At 62.9% G+C, this 18,421-nt stretch carries 16 protein-coding genes and 1 rRNA gene; 10 read left to right on the top strand and 7 right to left on the bottom strand.

The window, feature by feature from the left end:
- Positions 1-325: 325 nt before the first annotated feature.
- Both radC and DYST_RS14470 read right to left on the bottom strand, forming a co-directional pair.
- Entirely contained in the window at positions 326-997 is a 672-nt protein-coding gene (gene radC, locus DYST_RS14475; RefSeq protein ID WP_102302750.1) for a RadC family protein, read from the bottom strand.
- Between the two features lie 81 nt (positions 998-1,078).
- Positions 1,079-1,975, bottom strand: a complete 897-nt coding sequence (locus tag DYST_RS14470; protein WP_239946372.1) for a LysR family transcriptional regulator — start codon at positions 1,973-1,975, stop codon at positions 1,079-1,081.
- Positions 1,976-2,089: 114 nt separating this feature from the next.
- On the opposite strand from DYST_RS14470, the gene DYST_RS14465 reads away from it, so the two are divergent.
- The 5 genes from DYST_RS14465 (at position 2,090) to DYST_RS24015 (ending at position 7,936) form a co-directional block, all read left to right on the top strand.
- Positions 2,090-2,833: an SDR family oxidoreductase gene (locus DYST_RS14465; RefSeq protein WP_239946371.1), complete on the top strand. Its 744-nt coding sequence runs from the start codon at positions 2,090-2,092 to the stop codon at positions 2,831-2,833.
- Between the two features lie 31 nt (positions 2,834-2,864).
- The gene (locus tag DYST_RS14460; RefSeq protein ID WP_239946370.1) at positions 2,865-3,764 is read left to right on the top strand and encodes an SDR family oxidoreductase; all 900 of its coding nucleotides are present in this window, start codon (positions 2,865-2,867) and stop codon (positions 3,762-3,764) included.
- A 101-nt stretch (positions 3,765-3,865) separates the two neighbouring features.
- Positions 3,866-5,071: a bifunctional phosphopantothenoylcysteine decarboxylase/phosphopantothenate--cysteine ligase CoaBC gene (gene coaBC, locus DYST_RS14455; protein WP_239946369.1), complete on the top strand. Its 1,206-nt coding sequence runs from the start codon at positions 3,866-3,868 to the stop codon at positions 5,069-5,071.
- Positions 5,068-5,538 (top strand): dUTP diphosphatase, encoded by a 471-nt coding sequence (gene dut / locus DYST_RS14450; protein WP_102302745.1) that lies wholly within the window; start codon positions 5,068-5,070, stop codon positions 5,536-5,538. The genes coaBC and dut overlap by 4 nt, the downstream gene beginning before the upstream one ends.
- 67 nt (positions 5,539-5,605) lie before the next feature.
- Positions 5,606-7,936: a phosphomannomutase/phosphoglucomutase gene (locus DYST_RS24015; protein WP_275666827.1), complete on the top strand. Its 2,331-nt coding sequence runs from the start codon at positions 5,606-5,608 to the stop codon at positions 7,934-7,936.
- Between the two features lie 52 nt (positions 7,937-7,988).
- On the opposite strand, the gene DYST_RS14440 is transcribed toward DYST_RS24015, so the two are convergent.
- The 3 genes from DYST_RS14440 to DYST_RS14430 form a co-directional block, all read right to left on the bottom strand.
- Complete coding sequence (locus DYST_RS14440; RefSeq protein WP_239946368.1) at positions 7,989-8,636, bottom strand: DUF4124 domain-containing protein; 648 nt, start codon at positions 8,634-8,636, stop codon at positions 7,989-7,991.
- Positions 8,637-8,746: 110 nt separating this feature from the next.
- Positions 8,747-9,394, bottom strand: coding sequence for an orotate phosphoribosyltransferase (gene pyrE, locus DYST_RS14435; RefSeq protein WP_102302743.1), 648 nt, complete (start codon positions 9,392-9,394; stop codon positions 8,747-8,749).
- A gap of 11 nt (positions 9,395-9,405) precedes the next feature.
- Entirely contained in the window at positions 9,406-9,858 is a 453-nt protein-coding gene (locus DYST_RS14430) for a GNAT family N-acetyltransferase (RefSeq protein ID WP_239946367.1), read from the bottom strand.
- 103 nt (positions 9,859-9,961) lie between these two features.
- On the opposite strand from DYST_RS14430, the gene DYST_RS14425 reads away from it, so the two are divergent.
- The 3 genes from DYST_RS14425 (at position 9,962) to DYST_RS14415 (ending at position 12,440) form a co-directional block, all read left to right on the top strand.
- Positions 9,962-10,732, top strand: a complete 771-nt coding sequence (locus DYST_RS14425; protein ID WP_239946366.1) for an exodeoxyribonuclease III — start codon at positions 9,962-9,964, stop codon at positions 10,730-10,732.
- The gene (locus tag DYST_RS14420; RefSeq protein ID WP_428993915.1) at positions 10,722-12,050 is read left to right on the top strand and encodes an AmpG family muropeptide MFS transporter; all 1,329 of its coding nucleotides are present in this window, start codon (positions 10,722-10,724) and stop codon (positions 12,048-12,050) included. Before DYST_RS14425 ends, DYST_RS14420 begins: the two co-directional genes overlap by 11 nt.
- 87 nt (positions 12,051-12,137) lie before the next feature.
- Entirely contained in the window at positions 12,138-12,440 is a 303-nt protein-coding gene (locus DYST_RS14415) for a hypothetical protein (RefSeq protein WP_233202375.1), read from the top strand.
- On the opposite strand, the gene DYST_RS14410 is transcribed toward DYST_RS14415, so the two are convergent.
- A complete protein-coding gene (locus DYST_RS14410) occupies positions 12,441-13,559 on the bottom strand; it encodes an anhydro-N-acetylmuramic acid kinase (protein WP_239946365.1) in 1,119 nt (372 codons plus the stop codon).
- A 6-nt stretch (positions 13,560-13,565) separates the two neighbouring features.
- A complete protein-coding gene (locus tag DYST_RS14405) occupies positions 13,566-15,005 on the bottom strand; it encodes an OapA family protein (protein ID WP_239946364.1) in 1,440 nt (479 codons plus the stop codon).
- Positions 15,006-15,188: 183 nt separating this feature from the next.
- On the opposite strand from DYST_RS14405, the gene tyrS reads away from it, so the two are divergent.
- Both tyrS and DYST_RS14395 read left to right on the top strand, forming a co-directional pair.
- On the top strand, positions 15,189-16,400 hold the full coding sequence (gene tyrS, locus DYST_RS14400; protein WP_239946363.1) for a tyrosine--tRNA ligase: 1,212 nt from the start codon (positions 15,189-15,191) through the stop codon (positions 16,398-16,400).
- A 470-nt stretch (positions 16,401-16,870) separates the two neighbouring features.
- Positions 16,871-18,415, top strand: a 16S ribosomal RNA gene (locus tag DYST_RS14395).
- Positions 18,416-18,421 lie beyond the last annotated feature (6 nt).

The following is an 18,421-nucleotide window of genomic DNA, read 5'->3' as shown; positions in this document are numbered from 1 at the left end:
TTTCCCAGCCGAAACCTCAGTGTCATGAAAAATAGCTTATTTAATCAACGAATTGCATCGCACACATGAGGGCTGCAAGAGATGGTGAACGGAAAGTGCCGTCTCAGGCCAAATGTGCATAAGTCGATGAACCGTGTCCGGCACGGGTGCCCTGCCCATTTGGCTCGATCCACGTCATGACCCTGTCATGCCGCACCGCCACACTGCGCCCCGTCCCCCAGGCACCTCCCCGCCGACGGGGTCAGGAGAACGCCGTACCTCTCCTTCCTCCCCACAAGACGGCCATACGGCGCGGACTCTCCCCCCGCGCCGTTGTTTTTTTGGGCTACACCCAGCCCAACGCCGCCATCGACACCGGTTCTCCGCTGCCAATGACCAGATGATCGAGCACCCGCACGTCGATCAGTTGCAGGGCGTCTTTCAGTTCCCGGGTAATGGTGCGATCGGCGGCGCTGGGTTCGGCGATGCCGGAGGGATGGTTATGCGCCAGGATCACGGCCGATGCGTTGTGGCGCAGGCAGGCGCGGACGACTTCGCGGGGGTGGACGCTGGCGCTGTCGATGGTGCCTCGGAAGAGTTCTTCAAAGGCGAGCACCCGGTGGCGATTGTCGAGGAACAGGCAGCCAAACACCTCGTAAGGTAGATGACGCAGCTGCGCCCGCAGGTAGTCGCCGCTGTCGCGGGGATTACTCAAGGCGGGTACCTCCCGCAGTTGTTCGCCCAGCGCCCGCCGGGCCAGTTCCAGCGCGGCGATCAGGCGGGCGTGCTTGGCCGGGCCGATGCCGCGCAGCCGAACCATGCCGCTAGGATCAGCGAGCAGGGCGCTTAAGCCTCCGCGCTGGCCGAGCAGCTCGCGCCCGAGGGCAATGGCGTCCTTGCCGGGCACGCCGCTTCCTAGCAGGACGGCGATTAGCTCGGCATCGGATAGGGCAGCGCAACCGCGCGCCAGCAGTTTTTCACGGGGACGTTCGCCCTGGGGCCATTCACGGATGCTCATTCCACAAGCGTGCCGTGTGCCGCGGTACGCGACTATCGGCGTGGAGCCGCCGGATGTGTCGGTCTTTGTGCCGTCGGCGGGTCAGGCAGGCAGGCGCTTGGCGAATTCGGCGCCGAGCCAGTCGATGAAGACGCGTACGCGTGGCGATAGTTGCCGGTTCTGTGGATAGAGCACATAGACCGGCGAAGGTATGGGCGGAAAGCCTGGCAGCACGTTCACCAGCGTGCCGTGTGCCACCTCGTCCTGCACGCGGTAGGTGGGTACCTGGATCAGCCCCAGGCCAAGGCGCGCGGTGGCGACGTACATCTCCGCGCCTGCCACGCTCACCGTGTGCGGAAGCAGGACATCGCGCGCACTATCGCCGTGGCGAAATTCCAGGGGCAGCACACTGCCCGTGGCCGACGACACGAAGGCCACCATCTGGTGCCCCTCGAGATCGTCGGGCGTCGATGGCGTGCCGTGGCGTTCCAGATACGCCGGGCTGGCGTAGGTGCCCTCGGGAAGCACGGCGATCTGCCGCCCGATCATGCTGCTGTCGGTGGGTTTGCCCACGCGCAGCACGCAGTCCACGCCTTCGCGCACCAGATCCACGTAACGGTCGCCTTCGCCGATGCGCAGTTGGATCCCCGGATAGCGCGCGAGGAAGTCGGGCAGGCCCGGCAGCATGAAGTGACGCGCCAGCACGCTGTGCACGTCCACCCGCAGCAAGCCGGTGGGACGCGCACCGGTGAAGGCCGCTTCGGCTTCTTCGATCTCGGCCAGGATGCTCAGGCAGCGTTGGTAATAGGCCTCGCCGTCCAGGGTTGGGCGCACCTGTCGGGTGGTGCGCTCGAGCAGGCGCACGCCCAGGCGTGCTTCCAGCTGCTTGATCACCTCGGTGACGGTGGAGCGGGGCAGTTCCAGATCCTGTGCGGCGAGCGTGAAGCTGCGGCGCTCCACGATGCGGGTGAACAGGCGCATGGCGTCGACCTTGTCCATCTGTTCGCTCTGCCCGAATGATGATGGCGAATTTGAGCAGATTATCCGTCTATAGGAAAAGAACATGCTCTGCCTACGCCGACACCCGGTCGGCCCTTTCCGAGGATGCTCCCCATGTCTGCACAGGCTTCCAACCCCGTCGCCATCGTCACTGGCGCCTCCCGTGGCATCGGCGCCGCTATCGCCGAGCGGCTTGCCCGCGATGGCTTCACGGTGGTCATCAACTACGCCGGCGATGCGACCTCCGCCGAGGCGCTGGCCCGACAGATCGAAAATGCCGGCGGACGTGCTCTGACTGCCCAGGCCGATGTCGCCGACCCGGTCGCGGTGCGGCGTCTGTTCGATGCGGCGGAAACCGCGTTCGGCGGCGTGGACGTGCTGGTGAACAACGCCGGCGTCATGCAGCTAGCGCCCATTGCCGAATCGGACGACGCGCTGTTCGACCGCACCGTTGCCATCAACCTCAAGGGCACCTTCAACACGCTGCGCGAGGCCGGCAAACGCCTGCGCAACGGCGGGCGCATCGTCAATTTCTCCACCAGCGTGGTGGGTCTGAATTTCCCGACCTATGGCGTTTATGTGGCCACCAAGGCCGCGGTGGAATCGATGACGCGCGTTCTGTCGAAGGAACTGCGCGGCCGCGCCATCACGGTGAACGCTGTGGCACCGGGCCCCACCGGCACGGACCTGTTCCTGAAGGGCAAGACGCCGGAGCAGATCGACCAACTCGCCAAGCTGGCTCCGCTGGAGCGCCTGGGTACGCCCGACGATATCGCCAGTGTCGTGTCTTTCCTCGCTGGCCCGGATGGTCGCTGGGTGAATGGTCAGGTTCTGCGCGCCAACGGTGGCGTCATCTGATTTTCCTTCCACCCTCCCTGGAGAACACATCATGAAGAACGTCATCGTTATTACGGGCGCGTCGAGCGGCTTTGGCCTGATGAGCGCGCGCGCACTCGCCCACGCGGGCCACACGGTGTATGCCGGCATGCGCGAAACCACCGGGCGCAACGCGGCTCGCGTCGAGGAGATGGCGCACTACGCGCAGGAGCATGGCGTGGAGCTGCGCGCCATTGAGATGGACGTGGCCTCGCAGTCGTCCGTCGATGCCGCCATAGCGGAAATCGTCGCCACACATCAGCGGCTGGATGTGGTGATCCACAATGCGGGCCACATGGCCTACGGTCCGGCCGAGGCCTTTACGCCGGAACAGTTTGCTCAGCTCTACGACACTAATGTGTTGAGCACGCAGCGAGTGAATCGCGCGGCCCTGCCGTCACTGCGCAAGCAGGGACGTGGGCTGGTGGTGTGGGTGTCCTCCAGTAGCGTGCGCGGTGGCACGCCGCCGTACCTGGCGCCGTACTTCGCGGCCAAGGCGGGCATGGATTCGCTGGCGGTGAGCTATGCGGGCGAGCTGGCGCGTTGGGGCATCGAGACCTCCATCGTGGTGCCGGGTGCCTTCACCCAGGGTACCAATCACTTTGCGCATGCCGGTGCACCGGCCGATGACGCGGTGGCCAAGGTGTACGCGGAGGGCCCGACCCGCGACTTCGGCGAGGTGGCGTTCAAGGGACTGGCATCGCTGGAACCGGCGGATGCGGACCCGGAGGCGGTCGCCCGGGCCATCGTGGACGTGGTGGGCAAGCCGTTCGGCACGCGTCCGTTCCGCGTGCATATCGACCCGTCCGAGGACGGCGCGGAGATCGTCAACGGGGTAGCCGACCGCGTCCGCGCCGAGCTGCTGCGCCGCATCGGTCTGGAGGACATTTTGCATCCCCGCGTGGTGGGCTAGGACGATGGCGGGGGGTGGTGAGCTGCCCGCCCCCGTTTCACCGAGACGGACGAATGATTCCGGTAAGCTACCGGGCCAAACGGTAGTCAGGCCCAATCACCATGAGTCTTGCCCAACGCCGCATTTTGCTGGGCGTGTCTGGCGGCATCGCTGCCTACAAGTCGTGTGAACTGGTTCGTCGCCTGCGTGACCTCGGTGCCGAGGTGCGCGTGATGATGACCGAGAATGCCGCGCATTTCGTCAGTGCGACCACGTTCCAGGCGCTGTCCGGCCAGCCCGTACGCACCAGCCTGTGGGATGCCGAGGCCGAAGCGGCCATGGGCCATATCGAATTGGCGCGTTGGGCCGAGCGAATCCTTATCGCCCCCGCCAGCGCCGACCTGATCGCACGCCTCGCACACGGCATGGCGAACGACCTGCTCACCACCGTCTGCCTTGCCAGTGCCGCACCGCTCTACGTGGCGCCTGCGATGAACCAGCAGATGTGGGCGCATCCTGCCGTGCAAGCCAATGTGGATACCTTGCGCCAGCGGGGCGTGCATTTGCTCGGTCCGGCTTCGGGCGATCAGGCCTGCGGTGACATTGGTTCGGGCCGCATGCTGGAACCGCTGGAGCTGCGCGAAGCCATCGTTGCCTCGTTCGGGGCGCAGGTGTTGCGTGGGCTCAAGGTCGTGGTGAGCGCGGGGCCGACGTATGAAGACATCGATCCGGTGCGCTTCATCGGCAACCGCAGTTCCGGCCGCATGGGCTTCGCCGTGGCAGAAGCCGCTGCGCAGGTCGGTGCCGATGTGACGCTGGTGGCCGGCCCCGTGAGCATGGCGACGCCGCCGGGCATCACGCGGCGCATCGACGTGCGCAGCGCCGAGCAGATGCGTGACGCCGTGGTGGCGGCAACGGCAGGTGCGGACATCTATATTGCCGCCGCCGCCGTGGGCGACTACCGCCCCGCGGAAGTGGCCGACCACAAGCTCAAGAAACGCGATGGCGCGCCGCTGGAGCTGCACCTGGCCGAGAACCCCGACATCCTCGCCACGTTGGCTGCGCAAACCGTGCGCCCCTTCTTGGTCGGATTCGCCGCGGAAACGCATGATGTGGAGCGTTACGCGCAAGACAAACTCAAGCGCAAAGGATTGGACATGATTGCCGCCAACCAGGTGGGCGGGGGTCTCGGTTTCGAGGCCGCCGACAACGCGCTCACGCTCTATGGTCCCGAGGGAGCCATCGAACTGCCGCGCGCATCGAAGACGGAGCTGGCGCGCCAGCTGGTGGCCAAGGTGGCCGAGCGGTACCGGGCGGTGCGCGCATGACGGTGGGGAGTGGGATCGACGTTGAGCTGAAGATCCTCGATCCGCGCCTGGGTGATTCGATTCCGCTGCCGCAAGCCGCTACCGTTGGCAGTGCCGGCATGGACCTGCGCGCGGCTATCGACGCACCCCTGACCTTGCAGCCGGGCGAAAGCGTGCTGGTGCCGAGCGGTATGGCCATTCATATAGGCGACCCTGGCTGGTGCGCGCTGATCGTGCCGCGCTCGGGTTTGGGCCATAAGCATGGCCTGGTGATGGGCAACCTGGTTGGCGTCATCGATGCCGATTACCAGGGGCCGTTGATGATTTCATGCTGGAACCGCGGCACGCAGCCTTACACCATCGCAGTGGGTGATCGCATCGCCCAACTACTGCTGGTGCCGGTGGCGCAGGCGCGGTTGAAGGTGGTACAGGAGTTCGCGCCATCGCAGAGGGGCGAGGGCGGGTTCGGTTCGACTGGCGTCAACTGAGTGCGACATGGAGCGGGCGCGCATGCCCGTGGATAAAGCGATCAGACAGCCTGTGTGGGGACAGGGCATGGCGAAAATATTAAACAAGGACGGCCGAGGCCTTGCCGGGGCGATCGATGGGCGCCGCCTGCTGCCGTTTGCGGTGGGCACCTTTCTGGTGCTCGGCGGCCTTTTTTGCCTTTGGCAGACTTGGCAGATCGCGGACGAGAGCAGTGCCAACGACCGTGTGCACGCTGCGCAGAAGCAGGCAGCCGACGCCATTGCGGCGGAAATCGCCAGCGAGCGAGGCCATGTGGAAGCGGCGGTGCATTCGCTCAATGCCGACAGCATCGTGGCCGATCCAGCGCAGGCGGCCACCGAGCTGCGCCAGCTTATTCCCCATGCGCTGGCGGTCGATGTCTACAGCGGCAGCCTGGACGAAGTGCTCCACGCGAACTACCGCGTCTTCGGTTATGGCAAGGCGGCGCAGTTGATGGCAGCGCAGACGGCCGACGGCAAGCCACTGGCGCAGACGGTGCCCGATAACAAAGGCGCACGCGTGCTCGCGCTTGTTGTCCCGGTGGGGCTGGCGGCACATCCGCAGGCCTGGGTGTGGGCAGCGCTGCCTTTCAAGCCGGTGCAGGAGCGTTTCGAATCCATTCCGGCGGATGGCGGCAGACTGGAGCTTCGCCAGGGCGATGATCGGGGCGATTTGCGTTTGCTTGCGTCGGGCAGTGCGTCGGCCGAACGCGAAGCCAGCGGACTGCCGGTCGACGGCAGCAACTTCAGCATTCTCGCGGCATTGCCGTCGGCTTTCATCGTGCTGCCGCGCGTATGGGCATTGACCGGATTGCTGGGCCTGTTGGGTTTGGCCGGCGGCTTGTATTTGATCTGGATGCGCAATCGCCTGTTTGGCGAGCGTGTCCACCATGATGTTGAGGAACCTGTTTTGTCCGATCTGCTCGAAACCACGCTGGAACCTGAAACGCCGGCGCCCGCCCGCATCGCCCCGCCCAAGCCGGCCCAGCCTGCACCGGTTGCGGTCGATCCGACGATCTTCCGTGCGTACGACGTGCGCGGCGTGGTCGGCAAGTCGCTGACCAAGGATGTGGCGCGCCTGCTCGGTCAGGCCATCGGCTCGGTGATGCGCGAAAAGGGATTGCCGGAAATTGTGATCGGCCGTGATGGCCGCCTTTCCGGGCCAGAACTGGCGGGCGCGTTGTCCGACGGCCTGCGCGATGCCGGCATCGACGTGATCGATCTCGGCGCCGTGCCTACGCCGGTCGTGTACTACGCGGCTTACCGATTCAACACCGGCTGCGGCGTCGCTGTCACCGGCAGCCACAATCCCCCGGATTACAACGGCTTCAAGATCGTCGTGGGTGGCGAAACGCTGGCCGAAAGCGCGATCCAGGACCTTTACCAGCGCATCGCTGGCCAGCGCCTGGAAAGTGGCGGCAAGGGCAATATCCGCCACGTCGATGTCGTGCCTGACTATATCGAGCGCATCACTTCCGACGTACAGGCCGAGCGTCGCATGAAGATTGTCGTCGACTGCGGCAATGGCATCCCCGGTGCGGTGGCACCGCAGGTGCTGGAAGGCATCGGCTGCGAGGTCATTCCGCTCTACTGCGACGTCGATGGCACGTTCCCGAACCACCACCCTGATCCGTCCGATCCGCACAACCTGGAAGATCTGATCTTCGCGGTGAAGCAGACCGGCGCCGACCTTGGCCTGGCCTTCGATGGCGATGGCGACCGTCTGGGTGTGGTGACCAAGGAGGGCGAGATCATCTTCCCCGACCGTCAGTTGATGCTGTTTGCGCGCGACGTGCTGTCTCGTCAGCCGGGCGCCACGATCATCTTCGACGTGAAGTGCACGGGTCATCTCAAGGGCCAGATCCTCGACGCGGGCGGTAGTCCGCTGATGTGGCGCACCGGCCACTCGCTGATCAAGGCGAAGATGCGCGAAACCGGCGCGGAGCTGGCCGGCGAGATGAGTGGCCACTTCTTCTTCAAGGAACGCTGGTACGGCTTTGACGACGGCATTTATGCCGCCGCCCGACTGATGGAAATTCTTGCCGGTGACCTGGAAGAGCGCACGCCGGAAGAGATCTTCGCCACCTGCCCCAAGGGCGTGTCCACGCCAGAGCTGAAGGTGGAGATGATCGAGGGCGCGCATTACCGTTTTATCGAGGCCTTTCGCCAGAAGGCGAGCTTTGGCGACGCCACGCTCACCACCATCGACGGCGTGCGCGCGGATTGGCCGGATGGCTGGGGTTTGGTGCGCCCGTCCAACACCACGCCCATCCTCGTGCTGCGTTTCGATGCCGATAACGAGGCGGCGCTCGCGCGCATCCAGAACGTGTTCCGCCAGCAGTTGCTGGCGGTGGATCCATCGCTGCAACTGCCGTTCTAACGAAAAAGCCCCGGCATATCCGGGGCTTTCTTTTTGCGTCGCTATCCGTGGCTCACTGGCCCTGACGTTCCTTGTCCTGCGCGATCTTCAGTTCGCGATAGTGATCCAGATCCTGCGCATTCTTTTGTACTTGGGCATCGTGTGCCGCCTGCTGATGCTCAAGGGCATCGCGCTGGTGGGCCACCACATCGCGTTGCTTGGTGATGCCATCGCTGAGGAACTTGGGCACGGGCTGCTTGGCGCGCTCTGCATCGCCAGCGCGCGTAAGCAGGTCGGTCAGTGCCTTTTCCTGGCTGCGCAGGTTGCTGCGCGTGGTGGCGATCTGCTGGTCGAGGTTGTCCAGGCTGTCCTGTTGGGACTTCTTGTAGGCATCCTCGGTCGGATAAGCATTCAGCATCTGCATATCGTCACGCGCGTGTTGCTGCGCCACGCGGTCGCTGGCGGCCTTGGCATCCGCGACCTTCTGGGCCGCCGCGCGCTCTTCCGGCGTGAGCTGGCGGTCAACGTGCTGGACGACGAGGCCGTGGTCATTTACCAAGTCGTAGCCGTACTTGAGCGCGTCCGACGTGAGGCTGTCGCTGTAATGCGGCAGGCCGGTCGCGTCCTTCCAGCGATAGCGGTAATGCGAAACCGTCTGCGTTTCCGCATGCAGGCTGGCGGTCAGCGCGAGCAACGCGATGACGAAAGCAGTTCTACGCATGACATTCCCCCTTGTGGGCGGAAAGTATAGCCGGCACTACCGTGACACCAAGGGCGTCGGCAGGGTGTCACGGTGGGTGATGTGACCGGTTTCGCCAACTACGTTTCGACTCAGGCGTTGACGCCGTAGCGCTCACGATAGGACACCAGTCGGGTGTGTTCGGCGGCCAGTTCCGGGCGCTCGCCCGCATAAGCCAGCACGTCGCCTAGGCTGGTGATGGCGATCACCGGAATACCAAACTCGGCAGTGACTTCCTGGGCGGCGGACAGATCACTCTGGCCGCGCTCCTGGCGATCCAGCGCAATCAGCACGCCAGCAGGCGTGGCGCCCTGGGCACGAATGAGCGCCAGCGACTCGCGCACGGCGGTGCCGGCGGTCATAACGTCGTCCACGATCAACACGCGGCCCTTCAGCGGCGCGCCGACGAGTACGCCACCCTCGCCATGATCCTTGGCTTCCTTACGGTTATAGGCCCAAGGCAGGTCGCGACTGTGTTGGTCCGCCAGTGAGATGGCGGTGGCGGCGGCCAGGGCGATGCCCTTGTAGGCAGGCCCGAACAGCATGTCGACCTCAATGCCCGAATTCACCACGGCAGCGGCGTAGGCGCGGCCTAGCTGGGCCAGCGCCGCACCGGAGTCGATGCGGCCCATATTGAAGAAATACGGGCTCTGGCGGCCGGACTTCAGCGTGAAGTCGCCAAAGCGCAGCACGTCGCGCTGCAGGGTGAGTTCGATGAAATCGCGCTGATAATCGTGCACGGCTGCTTTCTCTAGGTCGGATTCGGGTGGGGCAGGGCGCACAACATGAGGTACTGCGGCCCGGAACGCCCGCCATGGTACAGCCCCCCGGTCTCCCGGAAGCCCGCGCGCCGATACAGCGCGATGCCTGGCGCATTGCGCAGGTTCACGGTGAGCGCCACATCGCTTGCCCAGGGATAGCGATGCACAAGGTCTCGCATCACGGCCTCCAGCGCGCGCGTACCCAGGCCACGACCTTGCCACTGTGCGCCGATGAAAAAGGAGCGCAAACCCAGTGTGGGGCGCGCGAACTCGACCTCGGCAATGGTGTTGGCGTGTCGCTCCACGCGATAGAAGCCGATGGGTTCGCCATCGCAGAGGATCGCCATGGGCTCGCTGCCTTTGCAACTTTCCGCATCAGCCAGCGACACGGCAATGCGGCCAACGAAGGCGTACTGTTCGTCGTGCACACCCAAGGCAAGCAAGGCGGTTCGGAAAGACGCCTCGATGGGCGCGACGCGGATATCGGGGGGGCTCGGCCATGGTTGCTATGATGACGCATCCATTGAAAGCCAGGGCACGCCCGACATGCGCATCATCAGCCTCAACGCCAACGGTATCCGCTCGGCCGCCACCAAGGGCGTGTTCGACTGGTTGCGCAAGCAGAAAGCCGACGTGGTCTGCCTGCAGGAAACCAAGGCGCAGGAAGAGCAGCTGACCGATGCCATGTTCCGCCCCGACGGGCACCACTGTTTCTACCGCGACGCCAGCAGCAAGAAGGGCTACAGCGGCGTGGCCATCTACGCCAAGCGCGAGCCCGACGAGGTACTGACCGACCTGGATTGGGCCCCGTTCGACAACGAAGGCCGTTATATCGAGGCCCGCTTCGGCAAGCTCAGCGTGGTCTCGCTGTACGTGCCGTCGGGCTCATCGGGCGAGGAACGCCAGCAGTTCAAGTTCGACGTGATGGACTGGATTGCGCCGATTTTCGACAAGTGGATGAAGAGCGGTCGCGACTACGTGTTGTGCGGCGACTGGAACATCGTGCGTAGCGAGCTGGATATCAAGAACTGGCGCTCCAACCAGAAGAACTCCGGCTGCCTGCCCGAGGAGCGCACCTGGCTCAACGAGCTGGTCGACAAGCACGGCTGGGTGGACAGCTACCGCACGCTGCACCCCAAGGGCCAGGACTACACTTGGTGGTCCAACCGCGGCAACGCGCGCGCCAACGACGTGGGTTGGCGCATCGACTACCAGATCGTCACGCCTGCATTAGGCGAGCGTCTGAAACGCTGCTCCATCTATCGCGACGAGCGCTTCTCTGACCACGCGCCTTATACGGTTGACTATGCCGACTGAGGCAGCGCCGGCGAAGAAGCCGGCCAAGGTCTCGGTGTGGCATGCGTTCACGCAACCTGCGGCGTGGACGATGTTTCTGCTCGGCTTTTCCTCTGGCCTGCCATTCCTGTTGGTGGCGGGCACGCTGGCCTACTGGCTCAAGGAAAAGGGTATCGAGCTCAAGGACATCACCATGATCGCGAGCGCGGGTATGACGTACGCGTTCAAGTTTCTATGGGCGCCCTTGCTCGATCATTGGAAGTTGCCGCTGTTCTGTCGGTTGGGCCAACGCCGAGGATGGCTGTTATTCGCGCAGCTGGGCGTGGTGGTAGGGCTGATTGGCATGGCCGTGCTGACGCCGCAAGAGCTGGCACCCTTCGTTGGTGCGACGCTGGTGGTGGCGTTCTTCGGGGCGACCCAGGACATCGCCGTCGACGCGTATCGCATCGAGATCGCACCCACGTCGGAGCAGGGCGCATTGGTGGCGACTTACGCGTTGGGATATCGCATCGCGCTGATCGTGGCGGGTGCTTTCGCTTTGATCTTGGCCGATCACATGTCGTGGCAGCAGGTTTATCTGCTGCTGGCGGCGGTCATGATCATCCCCATCGGCACCACGCTGTGGGCCGCTGAGCCGAAGATCATCCGCCATGCCCCCCGCAGTTGGGGGGAGGCCATGCGCGAAGGCGTGATCGATCCGTTCGCGGACTTCTTTAGGCGCTACGGCTGGTGGCTGGCCCTGGTGACACTGCTGTTCATCCTTCTGTTCAAGATCCCGGAACAGGCCACCATCGGTGGTGTGATGAGCCCGTTCTATCGCGACATGGGTTTCAGCAAGACCGAGATAGGCACGGTCACCAAGATCTACGGCATCTGGATCGGGATCGTGGGTGCGTTTGTTGCGGGTGCGGCCGTGGCGCGGTGGGGAGCATGGCGCGTACTGGGCGCTGGCATGGTGGCTATCGGCCTGAGCAACCTGTTGTTCCTATGGCTGATCGCCCACCCGGGCAACCTGCTGGTGTTGACGCTGGTGATTTCCGGCGACAACTTCACTCAGGGTTTCTTCGGGCCACCGACCGTGGCCTTCCTGTCCTCCTTGGTAAATCGCCAGCACACGGCCACGCAATACGCCCTGCTCAGCTCGCTGGTGAACCTGCCGGGCAAGTTGCTAGGCTTTTTCGCTGGCGGTATCGCCACGGCGACGGGGTACGGCTCGTTCTTCATGCTGACCGTGGTATCGGTGATTCCGGCTACCTTGCTGTTCACCTACCTGTGGCCGCGCTTCAATAAGGACCGTCCCGGAGATAGACCGGCCAGGTCGGAAGAACCCACGACTTAAATCAGCCAAGCGGTCGATACTCTTGCTCCGGGCCCTGTGACAAGATGGAGTCACAGGGGGGCTTATGACATTTGGGAGGGAGTGTCCGTGCCGGACCTCGTCATACGCCATATCGACAGCCTCATGGCCGAACGCATCAAGACGTTGGCCAAGGAGCGTCAGTGGTCGATCAATGATGTGGTGCTGCATGCGCTGCGTCATGGACTAGGCATGTCCTCGTCGAACGTCTTCGCGGAAACCATGCTCGATCCGGGCGAGCTGACCACGCTGGGCGGTCAGTGGGATGCGAAGGAGAAAGCCGCGTTCCAGGAAGCCATTCAGGCGTTGTCACGTGCGCCGACCGCTACGCTCGCGCAGGGCAGTAACCTATTGGACGACGATCGCTTCTGATCAGCGTGGTGCGGGGTATATCGCACCGAGCACGCGCGGCCCTCGAGCACCGGTTACTGCAGGTAGATTGCCCGGTAGCCCCAACAGGCGCTGGCGCGCGAGCCAGGCAAATGCCGTGGCTTCCAGATAATCCGGATCGACGCCATAGGCCGCCGTACTGACGACGGTGCGTGTGCCCAGTAGTTCACCAAGCCGGCGCATCAGCACGTCGTTGTGCACACCGCCGCCGCAAGCCAGTACGTCGACCACCGCTGGCGCGTGATGCTCGATGGCATCGGCAATGCTGCGCGCGGAGAGCTCCAGCAGGGTGGCCTGCACATCGGCCGGCGATAGTGCCGCCACGCCAGCGTGGGTTTCCAGCCAGGCCAGATGGAAATGCTCGCGGCCCGTACTCTTGGGCGGCGGCAGTGCGAAATAGGGATCAGCCAGCAAGGTGGCCAGCAGTGCCGCGCCCACCCGGCCGGATGCCGCGAAGGCGCCATTGGCGTCGTAGGCGCCGCCGCGATGGCGCAGGTGCCACGCATCCATCAGACCGTTGGCCGGGCCGGTATCAAACCCAGACACCTTACCGCTGGGATCCAGCACCGTAATGTTTGCGATGCCACCCAGGTTGAGCACCACACGCACGCCGTCAGCACGACCCAGCAGCATGGCGTGCACGGCTGGCAGCAGTGGCGCGCCCTGGCCGCCCGCGGCGACGTCCGCACGCCGGAAATCGGCCACCACATCGATGCCGCAATGTTCCGCGATCACGGAGGGGTCACCCACCTGAAGCGTGAAAGGGAGCTCGCCCGAGGGTCTGTGGCGCAGGGTCTGCCCGTGCGAACCGATGGCGCGTATCGACGGGGCGTGGGCCGCGTTGCGCTGGAGCAACTGCAGCGCCGCCTTGGCGAAACACTGCCCGATGGCGACGTCGAGCCGCCCGTAGGCATCAAGGTCGAGTCGTGTTTCGTCCTGCGCCACAGCGAGGATGCGCGCGCGCAGCTCTTCCGGCCACGGATGCGCCAATGCATCAACCAGCTGGGGCGTGTTGTCTTCAAAGCGCACCAGCGCGGCATCGATGCCGTCAGCGCTGGTGCCCGAGATCAGGCCAAGATAAAGCGCCGAAGCGTCGTTCACAGGGAATCAGTCGTCGTTGCGTTTGGTGCCGCTGGCTTTGGCTAGCTTGATGTTGGAGTCCAGCGTCTTCAAGCGGGCCAGTTGCGGCTGCACCACCTGAGCCTTGAACTTAGCCATCTGCACGGCCGGCAGCGGCTCGGGCTTGGGCAGGGTGACCGTCTGGGGGTCGCGCTGCACATCGTTGACGCGGAATTCGTAATGGAGATGCGGGCCGGTGGCGAGGCCGGTCATGCCGACGTAGCCGATCACGGAGCCCTGGCTCACGCGCTGGCCGACCTTCTCCGTGGCGAACTTCGACATGTGGCCGTACGCGGTGCTGATGGAGCCGCTGTGCTGGATGACCACGAAGTTGCCGTAGCCATTCATCCAGCCCTTGAACTTGACGACGCCGTCGCCCGCCGCATGGATCGGCGTGCCAGTCGGTGCGGCGTAATCCACGCCCTTGTGCGCGCGCATCAGGCCGAGGATGGGATGCATGCGCGCCGCGCTGAACTGTGAGGAGATGCGGGTGAAGTCCACCGGGATGCGTAGGAACGACTTCTGGATCGGACGGCCGTCTTCGCTGAACCAGCCGTAGCTGCCGTCGTCCTTCTTGAAGCGGTAGGCGGTGTAGCGCTCGCCCTGATTCACGAACTCCGCCGCCACGATGTCCCCTTCGTGTAGATAGGAGCCGTCGCGGTATACGTCGTCGTAGATCACGGTGAAGCTGTCGCCCTCGCGCAGGTCCTGCACGAAGTCGATGTCGTATTTGAAGAGTTCGGCCAGCTTGAGCACCATCTGGTTGCTCATGCCTGCCTTGTTGCCGGCGGCGAACAGCGAACTGTCGATGGCGCCGTGGGCGACGTGCTCACGGCGCTCCACTTCACGCGCTTCCGCCGTGACGGTGGCCTTGTCGCCGTCGAAGCGCATGGTGCTGCGGTTCGACTCGTCCTTGTCGAAGCGGATGCCCTTAAGGCTGCCGTCGCTGTCGAGCAGGAAATCGAACTCCTGGCCTGGGCTAATGTGGTGCAGCGCCTTGGCGTCACTCGACTGATCGACCACGTGCTGTACGTCGGTGAGGCTCAGGCCCTGGCTCTGGAACAGATCCGACAGCGTCTGACCTGGCTGCACCTGCACGATGTGCCAGTCCTCCACGGTCGGTGCCTGCGTGGCTTCCGGCGCGGCCTTGGGCAACTCCAGGGGCAGCACGGCGTGTGCGGTGGAGATAGTGTCCGGGCGCATCGCGCTGGCCCAGGCGGGAATCAGGAAGCCGGAAACGGCTGTAATAAGAAGGGCAGTGCCAGCGAGGATCCAGCGCTCGCGGTGCCAGCGGATGGGCTCGGCCTCGCCGTGGCAACCGAAGGACCAATGGGCGCAGCGTTCGTAAAAGTGAGAGTGCCGTTGCTGCGCCTTTCGGCGCATGGCCTGTTTGCGCGTCGAACGCGCGTCATCTTTTCTCTCACCCATGCCCGGTGTTCCCCAGGGTACAAAAATCGAATTGCCGCGTACCATAGCGGCCCTGTGCAAAGGGCGTCAACGCCTTTTCCATCAATGAGTTGCGCGAATTTTCGGATTAACGCACACTTAACAGAACCAGCCCGGAAGCCATGGTTTCCGGTGACGTCCAGACAACGAAAATTTGAGGAATACATGAGCGAGCTTGAGCAGGCGTTGGTCACCATCGCGCGCGGCGCCGACGAAATCATCAAGCAGGAAGAGCTGGTCGAGCGTCTGAAGCTCGGCCGTCCGCTGCGCATCAAGGCCGGGTTCGACCCCACCGCGCCGGACCTGCACCTGGGCCACACGGTGCTCCTCAATAAGATGCGCCAGTTCCAGGACCTCGGGCACCAGGTGATTTTCCTCATCGGCGACTTCACCGGCATGATCGGCGACCCGACCGGCAAGAACATCACCCGCAAGCCGCTTTCGCGCGAAGACGTCCTGGCCAACGCCGAGACGTACGCCGAGCAGGTCTATAAGGTGCTGGACAAGGAGCGCACCGAGCTGCGTTTCAACTCCGAGTGGTTTGGCCAGATGACTGCCGCCGACATGATCAAGCTCGCGGCCCAGCACACCGTGGCGCGCATGCTCGAGCGCGATGACTTCTCTAAGCGCTTCGCGGGCCAGCAGCCGATCGCCATCCATGAATTCCTCTACCCGCTGGTGCAGGGCTACGACTCCGTGGCATTGAAGTGCGACGTCGAGCTGGGCGGCACCGACCAGAAGTTCAACCTGCTGATGGGCCGCGCCCTGCAGGAGCACCACGGCCAGCCGCCACAGATCGTGCTCACCATGCCGCTGCTGGAAGGCCTGGACGGCATCAACAAGATGTCCAAGTCGCTGGGCAACTACATCGGCATCAATGAGCCGGCCATCGACATCGTCACCAAGACGCTGAAGATCGGTGATGACCTGATGTGGCGCTGGTTCGAGCTACTCAGCTTCGAAACCTCGATGGATGACATCGAGCGCATGAAACAGGAAGTGGCCAGCGGCGTACTCAACCCGCGCGACGCCAAGATCAAGTTGGCCCGCGAACTCGCCACGCGCTTCCATGATGCAACGACCGCAGAGCAGGCCATTGCTGGTTGGCACGCGGTGGTGCGCGGCGAAGGCGACACCAGTCTGTTGCCGCTCACTGAGATCGCTGTGCCCGCGGAAGGTCTGCGTCTGCCTGCACTACTTACCGCGGCTGGCCTTACGCCGAGCAATGCGGAAGCAAACCGAAAGCTCAAAGAACGTGCAGTACGCATCGATGCAGAAGTCATCGAAGACGCGCAACGCGTATTTGTTCCGGGTTTTGAAGGGGTCTTGCAGATCGGCAAGCGCAACTTCGCCCGCGTGTTGTTGACTCAGGCATGAGCTTTTCGCGACGACGCAACGTCGTTGCGAACGACAAATGAAAAGAGTTTCGCGTGAGAACAACGTCTTACGCGAAACTTCAAAAATAATTTGAAAAATTGCTTGTCAAAGATGGGGTGCCTGCCTATTATTCGCCTCCCGCCGCTGGCATCGCCATCCGGACGGCAACAACGACAGCAAAAACGATTCGCTGAAGGTGTTGACGGACAGGAAAAACGATGTAAGATAAGCGGCTCACTCGGAACGAAATGTTCCGAAGCGGAAACGGAAACGGACCGCAAGTGATTGAGATCTTTGACAGTGTGCGCAGGTGACTTGTGTGGGCGTCTTGCGTGGATGATTGAATGTCCATATATGCAAGCGTCTAACCTGAAGAGTCAATTCAAAAGCTTGACGTTTTATGGTTAGGACTAACGCTTCAGAAAGATAGATCGAGTGGTTGCCTTCGGGTGGTCATGAGGTCGAAAACTTAAGTGAAGAGTTTGATCCTGGCTCAGATTGAACGCTGGCGGCATGCCTAACACATGCAAGTCGAACGGCAGCACAGTAGAGCTTGCTCTATGGGTGGCGAGTGGCGGACGGGTGAGTAATGCATCGGGATCTACCCAAGCGTGGGGGATAACGTAGGGAAACTTACGCTAATACCGCATACGTCTTACGAGAGAAAGCAGGGGACCTTCGGGCCTTGCGCGGTTGGACGAACCGATGTGCGATTAGCTAGTTGGTAGGGTAATGGCCTACCAAGGCGACGATCGCTAGCTGGTCTGAGAGGATGATCAGCCACACTGGAACTGAGACACGGTCCAGACTCCTACGGGAGGCAGCAGTGGGGAATATTGGACAATGGGCGCAAGCCTGATCCAGCAATGCCGCGTGTGTGAAGAAGGCCTTCGGGTTGTAAAGCACTTTTATCAGGAGCGAAATACTACCGGCTAATATCCGGTGGGGCTGACGGTACCTGAGGAATAAGCACCGGCTAACTTCGTGCCAGCAGCCGCGGTAATACGAAGGGTGCAAGCGTTAATCGGAATTACTGGGCGTAAAGCGTGCGTAGGCGGTTATTTAAGTCTGTTGTGAAATCCCCGGGCTCAACCTGGGAATGGCAATGGATACTGGATAGCTAGAGTGTGATAGAGGATGGTGGAATTCCCGGTGTAGCGGTGAAATGCGTAGAGATCGGGAGGAACATCAGTGGCGAAGGCGGCCATCTGGATCAACACTGACGCTGAGGCACGAAAGCGTGGGGAGCAAACAGGATTAGATACCCTGGTAGTCCACGCCCTAAACGATGCGAACTGGATGTTGGTCTCAACTCGGAGATCAGTGTCGAAGCTAACGCGTTAAGTTCGCCGCCTGGGGAGTACGGTCGCAAGACTGAAACTCAAAGGAATTGACGGGGGCCCGCACAAGCGGTGGAGTATGTGGTTTAATTCGATGCAACGCGAAGAACCTTACCTGGCCTTGACATGTCTGGAATCCTGCAGAGATGCGGGAGTGCCTTCGGGAATCAGAACACAGGTGCTGCATGGCTGTCGTCAGCTCGTGTCGTGAGATGTTGGGTTAAGTCCCGCAACGAGCGCAACCCTTGTCCTTAGTTGCCAGCACGTAATGGTGGGAACTCTAAGGAGACTGCCGGTGACAAACCGGAGGAAGGTGGGGATGACGTCAAGTCATCATGGCCCTTACGGCCAGGGCTACACACGTACTACAATGGTCGGTACAGAGGGTTGCAATACCGCGAGGTGGAGCCAATCCCAGAAAGCCGATCCCAGTCCGGATTGGAGTCTGCAACTCGACTCCATGAAGTCGGAATCGCTAGTAATCGCAGATCAGCTATGCTGCGGTGAATACGTTCCCGGGCCTTGTACACACCGCCCGTCACACCATGGGAGTGAGTTGCTCCAGAAGCCGTTAGTCTAACCGCAAGGGGGACGACGACCACGGAGTGGTTCATGACTGGGGTGAAGTCGTAACAAGGTAGCCGTATCGGAAGGTGCGGCTGGATCACCTCCTTTCGAGAA

Source organism: Dyella terrae (assembly GCF_022394535.1).
Taxonomy (GTDB): Bacteria; Pseudomonadota; Gammaproteobacteria; order Xanthomonadales; family Rhodanobacteraceae; genus Dyella.
The sequence above is the reverse complement of the archived record's forward strand: the minus strand, read 5'-3'. Positions and strand labels throughout refer to the sequence as shown.